This window comes from Flammeovirga sp. AWQ4_249 (assembly GCF_056161045.1).
In genome coordinates, this window is the sequence record NZ_JBSWYJ010000005.1 from 113,059 (window position 1) to 126,603 (window position 13,545).

At 31.4% G+C, this 13,545-nt stretch carries 14 protein-coding genes and 3 tRNA genes; 3 read left to right on the forward strand and 14 right to left on the reverse strand.

The genetic code is table 11. From position 1 onward, the window contains the following. Nucleotides 1-25: 25 nt before the first annotated feature. From ACXAHM_RS06340 to tilS, 9 genes are all read right to left on the reverse strand, one after another. Nucleotides 26-610 carry a DUF420 domain-containing protein gene (locus ACXAHM_RS06340; protein WP_474959573.1) on the reverse strand — a complete coding sequence of 195 codons (585 nt, stop codon included), beginning with the start codon at nucleotides 608-610 and terminating at the stop codon, nucleotides 26-28. Then, on the reverse strand, nucleotides 610-1,287 hold the full coding sequence (locus tag ACXAHM_RS06345) for an SCO family protein (RefSeq protein WP_474959574.1): 678 nt from the start codon (nucleotides 1,285-1,287) through the stop codon (nucleotides 610-612). Before ACXAHM_RS06345 ends, ACXAHM_RS06340 begins: the two co-directional genes overlap by 1 nt. Before the next feature lie 88 nt (nucleotides 1,288-1,375). Beyond that, nucleotides 1,376-1,714, reverse strand: a complete 339-nt coding sequence (locus ACXAHM_RS06350) for a cytochrome C oxidase subunit IV family protein (protein WP_474959575.1) — start codon at nucleotides 1,712-1,714, stop codon at nucleotides 1,376-1,378. A gap of 42 nt (nucleotides 1,715-1,756) precedes the next feature. Next, a complete protein-coding gene (locus tag ACXAHM_RS06355; protein WP_474959576.1) occupies nucleotides 1,757-2,512 on the reverse strand; it encodes a cytochrome c oxidase subunit 3 in 756 nt (251 codons plus the stop codon). Between the two features lie 130 nt (nucleotides 2,513-2,642). Next, nucleotides 2,643-3,239 (reverse strand): cytochrome c oxidase subunit 3, encoded by a 597-nt coding sequence (locus ACXAHM_RS06360; protein WP_474959577.1) that lies wholly within the window; start codon nucleotides 3,237-3,239, stop codon nucleotides 2,643-2,645. Nucleotides 3,240-3,245: 6 nt separating this feature from the next. Then, a complete protein-coding gene (gene cyoE, locus ACXAHM_RS06365) occupies nucleotides 3,246-4,145 on the reverse strand; it encodes a heme o synthase (RefSeq protein ID WP_474959578.1) in 900 nt (299 codons plus the stop codon). A 1-nt stretch (nucleotide 4,146) separates the two neighbouring features. Beyond that, complete coding sequence (locus ACXAHM_RS06370; protein WP_474959579.1) at nucleotides 4,147-5,175, reverse strand: COX15/CtaA family protein; 1,029 nt, start codon at nucleotides 5,173-5,175, stop codon at nucleotides 4,147-4,149. A 126-nt stretch (nucleotides 5,176-5,301) separates the two neighbouring features. Next, the gene (locus ACXAHM_RS06375) at nucleotides 5,302-5,823 is read right to left on the reverse strand and encodes a Crp/Fnr family transcriptional regulator (protein ID WP_474959580.1); all 522 of its coding nucleotides are present in this window, start codon (nucleotides 5,821-5,823) and stop codon (nucleotides 5,302-5,304) included. 8 nt (nucleotides 5,824-5,831) lie between these two features. Next, nucleotides 5,832-7,133, reverse strand: a complete 1,302-nt coding sequence (gene tilS, locus ACXAHM_RS06380) for a tRNA lysidine(34) synthetase TilS (protein WP_474959581.1) — start codon at nucleotides 7,131-7,133, stop codon at nucleotides 5,832-5,834. 280 nt (nucleotides 7,134-7,413) lie between these two features. On the opposite strand from tilS, the gene ACXAHM_RS06385 reads away from it, so the two are divergent. Next, nucleotides 7,414-9,081, forward strand: a complete 1,668-nt coding sequence (locus tag ACXAHM_RS06385; protein WP_474959582.1) for an OstA-like protein — start codon at nucleotides 7,414-7,416, stop codon at nucleotides 9,079-9,081. 80 nt (nucleotides 9,082-9,161) lie between these two features. Here the strand turns inward: ACXAHM_RS06385 and ACXAHM_RS06390 are convergent, their stop codons facing one another. Continuing rightward, complete coding sequence (locus ACXAHM_RS06390; protein WP_474959583.1) at nucleotides 9,162-10,079, reverse strand: 1,4-dihydroxy-2-naphthoate polyprenyltransferase; 918 nt, start codon at nucleotides 10,077-10,079, stop codon at nucleotides 9,162-9,164. 101 nt (nucleotides 10,080-10,180) lie between these two features. Here ACXAHM_RS06390 and ACXAHM_RS06395 point away from each other — a divergent pair, with 101 nt between their 5' ends. Beyond that, nucleotides 10,181-10,867 carry an SIR2 family NAD-dependent protein deacylase gene (locus ACXAHM_RS06395; RefSeq protein ID WP_474959584.1) on the forward strand — a complete coding sequence of 229 codons (687 nt, stop codon included), beginning with the start codon at nucleotides 10,181-10,183 and terminating at the stop codon, nucleotides 10,865-10,867. A 123-nt stretch (nucleotides 10,868-10,990) separates the two neighbouring features. Then, nucleotides 10,991-11,395 carry a DUF1987 domain-containing protein gene (locus ACXAHM_RS06400; protein ID WP_474959585.1) on the forward strand — a complete coding sequence of 135 codons (405 nt, stop codon included), beginning with the start codon at nucleotides 10,991-10,993 and terminating at the stop codon, nucleotides 11,393-11,395. Nucleotides 11,396-11,460: 65 nt separating this feature from the next. Here ACXAHM_RS06400 and ACXAHM_RS06405 read toward each other — a convergent pair. The 4 genes from ACXAHM_RS06405 to ACXAHM_RS06420 all read right to left on the reverse strand — a co-directional run bounded on the left by ACXAHM_RS06405 (nucleotide 11,461) and on the right by ACXAHM_RS06420 (nucleotide 13,481). Continuing rightward, nucleotides 11,461-11,534 (reverse strand) — tRNA-His (locus tag ACXAHM_RS06405). A 156-nt stretch (nucleotides 11,535-11,690) separates the two neighbouring features. Then, a tRNA-His gene (locus ACXAHM_RS06410) sits at nucleotides 11,691-11,764 on the reverse strand. Between the two features lie 156 nt (nucleotides 11,765-11,920). Continuing rightward, nucleotides 11,921-11,994, reverse strand: a tRNA-His gene (locus ACXAHM_RS06415). A gap of 152 nt (nucleotides 11,995-12,146) precedes the next feature. Next, a complete protein-coding gene (locus ACXAHM_RS06420; RefSeq protein WP_474959586.1) occupies nucleotides 12,147-13,481 on the reverse strand; it encodes a dihydroorotase in 1,335 nt (444 codons plus the stop codon). Nucleotides 13,482-13,545 lie beyond the last annotated feature (64 nt).

Here is a 13,545-nt window from a genome sequence, read left to right on the forward strand (position 1 = left end):
AATTAGAATAAATAATACGATTTTTTTATACATAATAAGGACTAATTAATAAGTATACGATAACTCCAGTAATTGCAACGTATTCCCAAATAGGGAAAGTCCATTTTACAATTTTTCTATGTTTTTCTAATTTGTTTGTCATGCCAAAGTAGACAGCAAGTAAAACAAATGGTACGACGACAGCTGATAATACAATATGAGATAATAAGACTACTAAGTAAACGATTCTCATACTTCCCACTTCTACTTTCTCAGCATCGGAAAGGTTACCATCACCATTCAAGTCACCAAATACTGTATGGCCACCTTGAAAATGATATATTACATAAGAAACTAAGAATATTGCTCCTAATGTAAAAGCAATGTACATCATTAATTTATGCAATTCAATTTTTCTTTGTTTTGCGAAAATTGCTCCCAATAGCAATACAACTGCACATGTAAAATTAATTACTGCATTTAAGTGTGGTAAAAAAGATACATCTAAATCACCTAATTTACCTGTCTGAGGGATGAACAGTAGCAATGCGACAACGATTGGAATTAGTACTGATACTATTCCAATAATGATAAATGGTAATCTGTCGTTCTTTTTAGTTAGTGTTTCCATTATTTTTCTTCCAATAAGATTGAAATTTCGGTTAATAACCTTTTTACATCATCTTGGTCTGTTCCGCTGTAAAATCCTCTGATTCTACCTTCTTTATCAACCAAGATTAATTTATCTGAATGTGATAGAGAGGTCTTTTGACCTAAAGCTTGTTCTGTTGCTGTAATAAAGAAACCACATTGACCTAAGTCCATGATTGTTTTTTTATCTCCTGTTAATAAATTCCATTTATTTGTATTAATCTTATATCGATCAGCATACTCCTTTAATACCTTTGGAGTGTCATAAGTTGGATCGATCGAGAATGATAAGATTTCAATTTGATCGTTATTCTTGAATCTTTCTTGTACTCTTAATAATCCAGAAGTCATAGCTTTACAGATATCAGGACAAGAAGTAAAGAAGAAATCTGCAATATAGATTTTACCTTTTAAATCTTTGTTTGAGATAAGTACACTGTCTTGGTTGTAGAATTCAAAATTTGGAATTCTATGAACACCATCTACTAAGTTGGGTTCACAGTTTAAAGACTTCAAATTATAAACTTGAAGTTCTTGAGGTGTTTCTAGCTTATACTCGTTTGTTCCAAATCCCTTAAGGAAGAAATAAATGAATAATGGAATTCCAATCAGTAAAAAAAGGAATACCCACTTTTTTGTATTATTAGGTTTACTCATTACGAAGTTTATTTAAACTAAATATGGTTTGATTTCACAAAAACTAGAAATCAAACCATATTTCAATAATTACATTCAAATTTACTGATTACCAGTTAATGATTGATGTTATTATTGCAGATGCTTCATCAAATAAGGCTACAAGTAACCAAACTAAGAAAAGCAATGGGAATAAAATCACAAACTTTAAAAGTTTTGTTTCATGTCCTAAGTGCATGAATTCCCAAATGATATAACCTGCTTTTACTAGTGTCAAAGCAACAAAGATTATATTTAACCCTGTTCTACTTGCACCATCAGGCCATGCAAATGCAAAAATAAATTCAATGATCGTCACGATAGCTAAGATAGCAGTTACTTTAATAACTGTTTTCATTTTAGCCGCTTTGATCTGCTCTGGTGTCATTGAAGAATCAAAATGTGCCATTTCTATTTCTTTAATAGTTTGAATTAATCTAAAAAAATTTCCTTACACTAAGTAGAAGAATGTGAATACGAATACCCATACTAAATCGACAAAGTGCCAGTATAAACCACCTTTTTCGATCATTTCGTAAGTACCTCTTTCTTCATAAGTTCCCATTACAACATTGTAGAAAATTACAATATTTAGGATTACACCACTTGTTACGTGAAGACCGTGGAAACCTGTAATAAAGAAGAAGAAGTTTGCGAATAATTGAGGACCGTATTGATTTTGGTGTAAGTTTGCACCGAAAATCTGAACACCATCTCTAATTACACCTTCTGCAGTACCGTGAATAAAGTGAGACCATTCCCAAGCTTGACAAGAAAGGAAAGTCACACCTCCTACGATAGTCCAAAGCATCCACTTTTCAACTTCAGCTTTAGATTTTCTTTCTCCTGCTTCAACGGCTAATACCATAGTCACTGAAGATAGGATAAGGATGAATGTCATTAAACCTACAAACATCAAAGGAGCGTCTACTCCATGCAATCCAGGGAAAGCGTTGAATACCTTTTCTGGAATTGGCCAGTAAAAGTCTTCTGAACTTGTTGCGAACTCAAACGCCGAATAAGCGCCTTCGTAAGCTGGGTGCATATACCTTACTACTCCATATGCAATTAATAAAGACGCGAATGTAAAAGCATCTGAAACTAGGAAAAACCACATCATTAGTTTTCCATAAGTTGCTTTCATTGGTCTTTCTCCACCATCCCATTTAGTAATTGTGGGATTTTTCAAAGTTGTAGATGATGACATAAAAAATTGTGAGTTTTTTTATAGTGTCTGTTTGAATTTTATTTTTCAACACAAATAAATAGTCAATTTTATACAATAACAACTATTTTATGACATTTGTGTTATTTTTTTATGACGATTGTCACTTTTTTTAGTTGTAAAGCAAAAATGCAAAAATAACAACCCATAATACCCCTAAGAAGTGCCAATAATGAGCACACATCTCCATTCTTACAATTGAAGAAGAATTGATTTTATTTCTTAATGTTTCAACTAACATGATCAATAAATAGATCACACCACTAACAATGTGAAGACCATGTAATCCCGTAAAAACATATACAAATGAACCTGCTGGATTTCCTGCCCATGGATCATCAGCTGTTGGTGTACCAGAAAAATAAACATTCATATCTACCAAATCACCCCAACCTTGAAGCTGTAATAATAAGAATGCACAACCTAAAATCGTTGTTAAAATTAAAGCTCCTTTAAGTTGTTTTTGGTTATCATTTTTTGCTCCTAAATAAGCCCAATGTAAAGTACCACTACTTAAAAGAATAACAGCTGTACTCGCGTACAAGATGTTAGGCAATTCAAAAACATACCAATTACCTTCTGCTTGCCTCACAATGTACGCACTAATAAATGCAGCGAAAATCATGACTACACTCACGATAAATAACCACATCGCAAATTTCTTTGGATGCATACTTGCTTGCTGTTGGGGAGTATTTGCTACTGACATAGTTTATTAAAGCTTATCAATTAAATATACAATTTGAACAATAGGAAGATAAATGAATGATGTAAACATAATCTTCAATGCGGCTTTATCAGTTTTGTTTTTGATTAAACCAAATGTTTGAAATAAGAATCCTGCACCAGCTAATGCTGCAATTACTCCTGAAACTTCACCTGTCATATTATAAATACTAGGTAAAAATCCAATGGGTAAAAGAAACATAGTGTAAATAGAAATCTGAATAGCAGTATTTACATTTTTATCTCCATTGAAAGGCAGCATTTTAAAGCCTGCCTTTTTATAATCTTTATCTGCGACCCAAGCAATAGCCCAAAAATGAGGGAATTGCCACATAAATTGTAATGAGAATAAAGTCAATCCTTCTATCCCAATAAATCCTGTTGCAGCAACCCATCCAATCATTGGAGGGAAACCACCTGGAAATGCTCCTACTAGAACAGATAGTGGAGTAATTCTTTTAAGAGGTGTATATACAAAGGCATATAATATCAATGATAAAATAGATAACAAAGTAGCATAAACATTTAAAAATGTAAACATTACTGCACTACCTAAAACAGCTAAACATAATGCATAAATTGCTGCTTCTTTTCTTGATATTATTCCTAATGGCAATGGACGATTCATAGTCCTTTTCATCATTTTATCATATTCCTTCTCAAGAATTTGATTTATAGTGTTAGCTGATCCAGTAATTAGAAAACTTCCTATCGCAAGAGCAATAATATCTATTGCTGATGCATTATCAGTTCCTAATAAGTATCCAAAAATACCTGAAAACACAACTACTGCAGTAAGTCGAACCTTCAATAAATCATAGAAGTCTTTAAACCTACTCTTTCTTTGAGAAATGATCTGTTCTTGCTTATTTGCCTCTGCTACTAACATATTATGCTGTTGCTTGTTCTTGTTTGAGTGTCTTATTGTTATTTACATTATTGGATTGCAATACTTTTGTGTGATTAACCAATAATGCAATATAGAATTGGCACCCTACTATTAGAGATCCTAATAATAAATGTACTGGTTGTAAGAATGCTGGGATTGCAAAATGTCCCATTATTGCTCCTGAAAGTATTACAATACCAAAAAGGCCTAGTAAAACTTTCGACCAATATCTTGAAGGGTGATTATTTTCTGTTTCCTTAAATATCTTCTTGACAAACATCACATTAAGAAGTAATACTAAAATGGAGAACGACCTGTGAACAATAAATGTTTTACCTAATTGGTCTACCCACAATTCTCTTTGTTGATTGTCAAAACTTTTAGCAACGATATCTACTGATTCTCTTACTTGAGTTCCTAATACAATTTGAAATAATGATAGAATCAAGATTCCTACTAACCATTTATTAATACTTGGAAGATTAGCGGGGTCTTTGTAAGTCAACTCTTTCTTATTAGATCTTGCTACAGCATAAATTAATATACCGACGATAATCAAAGCCACTAACATATGAGCAGTGATTAAAACAGGATGTAAATCTGTCGCTACTACTTTAGAACCTAACCATCCTTCGAAACCTACTAAAATGAAGGCTAAAAATGAGAACCAGGTTACAATTGGATCTTTTTTTATATAGGATAAAGAAAAAACTAAGGTAAGAAAAATGAAAAAACCAATTAAAACACCAACTAAACGATTGACATATTCAACCCATGTTTTAAAAGTAGAAAAATCTGCGATTTCTCTGCCTTGAACGGCAAAAATAGTTTTGTAATCGTCAGGAAGTTGGCTTACATCAGTGGGGGGCACCCATGTTCCAAAACATTGTGGCCAATCTGGACAACCCATGCCTGAACCAGTACTACGTACAATTCCACCTACCAAAATAAGGAAGAAAACAGCATAGACTGTAATCACTCCAAATCTTCTATAAAACGATTCGTTGTTTGTTGTATTTTCGCTTTTCATAATTATCTTAGTTAACCTTTATTTATGATTAGGTACAAAGATCAACTCGGAAGTTGTGACGCAAAAATACAAAAAACATCGAAATTATATGACATTTGTCATATTTTATTTGTGATAAAGTTCATCTTAAAACGGCATAAATGCTCTTCCTAAGTCAAAGAAACCAAAAGATTCTTTGTATGCACGGAACAAATGCCCTGTAAATCTGTCATATATCTCCGCCATACTCGTCATCATCTTTGCTTTGATTTTATTATTCTCTTCAAATATATTATGAATTACTGCCTGTGGAATAACATAAACATCGGCATGATCAGAGAAACAAACTGCATTATACGGCCTACTTGTTCCTTCAAGAATAGCATTATCACCAAAAGTTTCTGTTGCTTTTAGGTGTACTAAATCTTCAAACTTATCTTCAATATCAATATTGAGCGTCACGATTCCCCTTGATATCAAATAAAGAGCTTGGCTAGGATCATCTCTAAAAAAAATAACTTCTCCTTTTGTATAATGTCTTAAATGTAAATGTGGAGCAAATTTAGCTAATTCATCATTTGTTAGTTTTGAAAATAGAATACCCCTTCTCATAAAATCAAAGAGATTTCTTTCGTCACTGTTATATGTTTTCTTAAATATATTGAACATAAAAGATGTTATTCTGGCTTAATCATTGAAATCTCTATCAATTTGCAAGGAAAATTTGTTATTCTCAAACTTTCTGAATTTCTAATACCAAAAACATTTAAAATTTCATCCTCATTTGACAAAAGAACAACAATACCCTCTCTTAAATATTTAGGTATACCTTCATCTTGTAATAAGTCAAAAACTTTCTTCTTCCCTTTTTTCATTCCAAAAGGCCTTATCTTATCTCCTTTTTTTACATTTCTAACTTTCAAAGGAAAATAGTCAATGGGGACCAATACACTATCATTCGACTTTAATTCATCAAAAGAAGCAATCGTTTTTTCTTTTAATAGGAAGGAATGGTTTTTAAATGATGCTGAGTTATCATCAGGTAAAAGAATAATTTCACTTTCATTAGTTTCAACTACTTTATTTTTTATTAAAATTGCCTCTTTATGAGTTGTATGGAATGTATACTCCTTCTTTTTGGATGAAAACTCTAAGGAAGGTTGTTCTTTTTTACCGAATATGTTTTCAACCAATGAATAATCAAACCCGAACTGTTTTAAATAATAATAGAGTAGAATTAATTCATCCTGACCGATCTCTTTTAAACGAATTAAAGATTCATCATCACCTTCAATTATATATTTATTATTGAAGTTTTGAAGTTCATTAAAAAATAAATATTCTATTTGTTTTAGAATTTTAGAAGTATGATCAAAAGCTTTTTCAACAGAAGGATTAATCTCTTTTAATAATGGAATAACCTTATGACGAATTTTATTTCTTGCATATTTTGTACTACTATTTGACTGATCTTCTCGCCATTTTATATTCAATCCTTCAACAAACTGTACAATTTGTTCTTTATTCATAAACCTTAATGGGCGGATAACATTACCTCGAATTGGGAGAATTCCGTGTAAACCTTCAATGCCTGTACCTTTTGTCAAATTAAATATAATGGTCTCAACATGATCAGAAAGATGGTGAGCAGTTGCTAAAAAATTATAATTTGATTGATTAATTAATTCATCAAACCAATCATATCTTAACTCCCTAGCAATCATTTGCGTTGACTTTCCCGTTGTTTGGACTAAATTGTTTGTATCTACTTTTTTTGTATAACAATCAATATTATACTTTTTAGCGAATTCTTTCACAAATTCCTCATCCTTAAGACTTTCCTCCCCTCTTAATTGAAAATTCATATGAGCTATTGAAAAATCAATTTTATTATGAATAAAAAATAAAGCTAAGGCTACAGAATCTACACCCCCACTAAATGCTAATAAAATTTTACTATTGATTATTTCCTTATCCAACCGATTAAGAAAAGTTAAAAATTGGTCATTTAAGGATTTATAAATGTCTAACATATACAGTTTAAAATCTTCTCAAAATTAAAATTAAGGCTTGGAATTAAATTAATTACAGATTTTTTTCTATTAAACGTGAATTAAGTATTGTTTTTAGACTCAACAAGGATAAATTTGCACTCTTGTAGTATTTATCAAAGAAGACTACAAACAAAGGTTATCACAGTTAGTAGAAGTATTTCCCCTTCACATCTAGTGATTACATTTTATAAGCAGTAAAAATACAATGAAGAAACAAATTAATTTTAGCATTTTTATTTTAATTTCTGTTCTACTCAGTTTCCAAGCGTTTGGTCAGACACCTTCTCAAGATAGAGTTAGAATCAGAGCTGCTAGTTCTAAGGGTATACCCGGATATAGAGTTTTCTACAGTAAACCAGGACAGAGAGTAGTTTTAACACAACAAACAACAACTATTTATTGTGATGAAGCACGACAAAATAGTAAAACTGAAGATGTAGTGGCGACTGGAAATGTTATTGTTGTTGATAAGAAAACTAAAATTTATGGTGACAAATTAGACTACAGAAAAACAAAAGGTGAAGTAATAATTACTGGTAAAATAGTAAAACTTGTAGACGAAGAAGTTACACTTACGACTGACAAATTATATTATTATACAGCAACTAAAGAAGCTAAATATCTGACTGGTGGTACTGTTGTTCAAGAGTCAATGGTTTTAACTTCTATAGAAGGTTATCTACAAAAGAAAGAGCTAATCTTCATTAAAGATGTTGTTATGGATGATTCTGTTCAATTACAACACTTAGAAACTGAAAAATTAGTTTATGACAGAGAAACTAAGATCTCTACTTTTAATACAAGAACCACTATTACTAGTAAAGATGGAGATGTTGTTGCCAATGCAGGTACTTATAACAACTCAAATGGTATGGTTCATTTTGAAGGATCTGCTGTTGTAGAGAATGATAAATACATTTTAATTGGAGATAAAATTGACACAAATAAAGATACTGGAGATAGTAAGGCATTTGGTAATGTAGTGTTCTTTAGCAAGGAAGATACAGCCATGATTTATGCTGATGTTGTTATCCATAAAGATTCATCTACTTTTGCTTATGGTGATGCATTAATGTCTAAACCTATTAAAGGTAATTGGATGGATATGTATTATTTAGCCGCTGACACTCTACATTCGATCAATGATACAACCACTCAAGAAAATACTTTATATGCCTACCATAATGTATCGATGTGGTCTAAAGATATGAAATCAAGATGTGACTCATTAGTCTATTTTTATAATGATTCAATGATTTATTTCTATGATGACCCTCGAATTTGGGCTCAAAAATCTCAAATGACAGCAACGACGATCAGGACTGATATTACATCGAAAGGTTTAGAACGTCTTTATTTAAATAGAAATGGTTTCATTATCTCTGAAGATACAATTGGCAACTTTAATCAAGTAAAAGGTAAAAAGATTATTGCTCATTTTGAGAAAAATCAAATAAATAAAGTTGACGTAAAAGGTAATGGCATGACTCGTTACTTTAATTTGACTGAAGATAAAAAATATGTTCATGCATTAAATAAATCTTCCTGTCAATCTATGACTTTGTATTTTATGGAAAATAATGAGGTAGAAAATATTATTTATAATACTCGTTCTGAATCTAATATTTTACCACCAAGTGAGATCAAAAAACCTGATATGTATTTACCAGGGTTTAAAAATAGATTTGATGAAATGCCTCCTAGGGAAGAACTTCTTGAAAGAGTTCGTATGAGATCAGATTTACCTGATCCTATGCCAAGAGATCCAGTAAAACAAGCTGATCAAATCAAAGTACTTTACAATGGTAAGCAAGTATTAAATAAAAACTATAAAGGCGAACCATTATATGATATCAACAGAGTAAAAAATTAATTCAATTGATATTAAAAACAAAAAGCGACTAGATCTTAAGAATAGATTTAGTCGCTTTTTTAATTTAAATACTTCCTTATTTAAAATTTCAAATCAATATATAATGGTAAGATTTGACCGACACCAAATGCTACACAAAATAACAATGAAGTAATTGCCATTTGTTTTAAATAAGGATCCAATTCAGAAGGTTTTTTCAAGTGAGTTACTGCCAAACCATTTTTCCTTAACAGTGGAAATGTTAACATGAAAATCCATTGAAGAGGTGATGTATAGGTATATGTTACATATAATAATGCAAAACCCATTGCCGAAAATAATAACAACCAATGATAAAGCACTGCCCATTTTCGCCCTATTCTAACCGGTACAGATTTCTTGCCTGCTTTAATATCAGATTCAATATCTCTTATATTATTTACATTAAGCACAGCAACCGCTAAAAGACCACAAGATGCTGAAGGTAGTAGTAAAAGAAAATCTAATGTTTTCACTTGTAAATAGAAACTTCCCATTACCCCTACTAGTCCAAAAAAGATAAAAACACTTAAGTCACCTAAACCTGCATATCCATATGGTTTTTTACCTGCTGTATAGGTGATCGCAGCAATTATTGAAAGAACACCTAATCCTAAAAAGTATAAAAATTCTTCCCAAGTAGATAAACTTATATAAAGTAAATAAAGCCCAGAAAAAAGTGATAAGCCACTAAATATAAAAATAGCTATTTTCATAGCTTTTAATGTGATCGCACCTGTTTGAACTGCTCTTGAAGGACCTTCACGTTCTTCATGATCTGCTCCATTTACAGTATCTCCATAATCATTTGCTAGATTTGATAGTATTTGTAAGAATATTGTAGTCAAAACACATAAGCCAACTATTTCATAATTAAAATACTCTTCTAGTTCTTTGTAGGCTAATAAACTTCCCAATATAATACTCGACAGTGCTAATGGAAGTGTTCTTAATCTAAATGCCTGAATCCAAGCTTTCATTGTTAAATAATTTTTTTCTTTAAAAAGTTCAGACAATATTACTTTCTTTATTTGAGAAAACCACGTCTATTTTATTACGTTTAGATAGAAATTAAGACTTTATGAAAAAAATTACTGTATTAACAGGTGCTGGTATAAGTGCTGAAAGTGGAATCGCTACATTTAGAGGTAGCGATGGATTATGGGAAGGACATGATATTATGGATGTAGCCTCTCCTATTGGTTGGGATAAGAATCCAAAATTAGTTCTTGATTTTTATAACGAGCGAAGAAAAACTGCAATTCATGCTGAACCAAATGAAGGACATAAAATTCTAGCAGATTTAGAAAAAAAATTTGATGTAACAATCATCACCCAAAACGTAGATAACTTACATGAAAAAGCAGGATCTACAAATGTTATACATCTTCATGGTCAATTATTTCAATCTAGAAGCACTTCAGATGAAACATTAGTTTACGAAATGGATCAACCAATTTTAAATATTGGAGATCTTTGTGAGAAAGGAAGTCAACTACGACCTAATATAGTTTGGTTTGGTGAGGATGTCCCACTCATGGAAAAAGCAATTAGTATTACGAATGAAAGTGATATTTTTATTGTCGTTGGAACATCATTACAAGTATACCCTGCTGCAAACTTAATTTATCATACACCAAATCATTGTAATTCATATTTAATTGATCCACAAATACCTGAAGGTGTTGATCTTAAAAAGATTGAAACAATTGAAGCAATTGGCAGTATTGGTTTAGGTATTTTAAGAAGAAAATTAACCAATTCTTAATATTTCTTATAAATTTATTCCTAAAAAATTGGTTAAGTGTATGAATTACATTATCATTGCTTAACACAATGGTAACATTGTATTGTGTATTCCGATTGTAAGACTAACTTAATAACTATCTATATGGAAAACTTGTCTATTAACGCTTCTTCTCAGAACATTCAAATACCACAAGTAATTTTAGATGCTGATACTGGTAAAGGGATTATTTCTGGGGAGTCATATCACGAAAATGCTTTGTACTTATATGATGAAATTAATGAATGGATTGACTTATATTTAAACGAAAATGATACTTTTTCATTGAATTTAGGTCTTAGCTATTTTAACACTCCTTCTTCTAAAGGTATTTATAAGCTCCTAGCAAATTTGAAGCAATGGACTCAAAAAAATAAGATCATCTCGATTATTTGGTATATATCAGAAAGTGATGATGATTTGTATGAGGACATTGAGGACTTATCTGATGAAGTTGAAATTCATATTTCAATAATTATGAGTGACAATAAGCATCTAATTGCTAGTTAAAAAATTAGGCCTATCACAGGCCTTTTTTTATAAAAAAAAGCTCCCAATTTCTTGGAAGCTTTATGGGCGAACGATGGGATTCGAACCCACGGCCCTCGGAACCACAAACCGATGCTCTAACCAACTGAGCTACGATCGCCATTTTTTTACTATGCAAATATACATCACAAATTAAGAATTCTCCAAACTTTATTCTGCAAACAAATTATAATAAGTAATATCAACTTAGATTAATGCATTACATGAAATAATATTTGGAAACAAAAAAAGCTCCCAATTTCTTGGAAGCTTTATGGGCGAACGATGGGATTCGAACCCACGGCCCTCGGAACCACAAACCGATGCTCTAACCAACTGAGCTACGATCGCCATTTTTTTGCTGTGCAAATATACATCACAAATTAAGAATTCTCCAAACTTTATTCTGTAAACAAATTATAATAAGTAATATCAACTTAGATTAATGCATTACATGAAATAATATTTGGAAACAAAAAAAGCTCCCAATTTCTTGGAAGCTTTATGGGCGAACGATGGGATTCGAACCCACGGCCCTCGGAACCACAAACCGATGCTCTAACCAACTGAGCTACGATCGCCATTTTTTTGCTGTGCAAATATAGATGAATTGTTTTTAATTTTCTAAAGAAAAAATATAAAAAAAGACAATTTTCTACATCCTATTGATTATCAAAGATAAAAAAGAGAATAATACTATAATTACTCTCTTCTATATAATTTAAGTCAAGCTCTATCGAGTAAAAGATAGACGTTTTCCTTTTTGATCTTCATAAAATTTGCCATTCTCATAAGCCAAATGACCTGAAACAATTGTATGTGTAATTGTTGATGAAAAAGTATGACCTTCAAATGGAGACCAACCACACTTATAATTAATATTTGACTTTTCTACTTTCTGAGGTGAATCTGGATCCACAAGTACGATATCTGCCCAATAACCTTCTTTTATATAACCTCTTTCTTCAACATCAAATAAAATAGCTGGATTATGACAAGCTTTTTCTACAATCTTTTCTAGTGACATTTTACCTTGCTTATAAAAATCCATTAAAACTTGTAATGAATGTTGAACTAATGGACCTCCAGAAGGTGCATTAAGGTATTTATTTGATTTTTCTTCAATTGTATGAGGAGCATGATCAGTTGCTATAACATCAATTTTATCGTCAAGAACTCCTTGTAAAATGCTATCACCATCAAATTTTGTTTTGACAGCTGGATTCCATTTAATAAACGCTCCTTTTTCTTTATAATCCTCATCAGAGAACCACATATGATGAACACAAGCTTCAGATGTAATTTTTTTATCCTTTAAGGGAATATCATTATCAAATAAATCAAGTTCTTTTGCAGTTGAAATATGCAAAATATGAAGTCTAGCTCCATGCTTTCTAGCTAATGCCACTGCTTTGGATGAAGATGAATAACAAGCCTCTGCACTTCTAATTTCTGGATGACATTCCATTGGAATATCTTCACCATATTTTTCTTTATATTTCTCTAGATTCTCAGCAATCATTGGATCATCTTCACAATGTGATGCTATAATCATTTGAGCATGCTTAAATAAATTCGATAAAGTTTCTTCATTATCGACCAACATGTTACCTGTTGATGAGCCCATAAAAACTTTAATTCCACACACATTTCTAGGATCAGCTTTTAATACTTCATCTAGATTATCATTGGAAGCTCCTATGTAAAATGAATAGTTAGCCAATGATGTTCTAGAAGCAATCTCATATTTTTCTTCAAGCTTTTCAATTGTAACAGTTGGAGGCTTTGTATTTGGCATTTCCATAAATGAAGTTACCCCTCCTGATACTGCAGCTCTTGATTCTGTTTCTATATTTGCTTTTTGAGTAAGACCAGGCTCTCTAAAGTGAACTTGATCATCAATAAGACCAGGTAATAAAAATTTACCAGATGCATCAATCACTTTTTCCCCCTCTTCTTGAATAGAAGGTGCAATTTTATCAATGCGACCGTCAACTATTCTAAGATCAGAAGTGAAAACCTTACCTTCATTTACTATCTGAGCGTTTTTAATCAGAATCTTCTCCATATTATTCATTGAGTTTAAAATATACGTGAAGATACAATTGTTCGATTGATGATAAAATATAAAA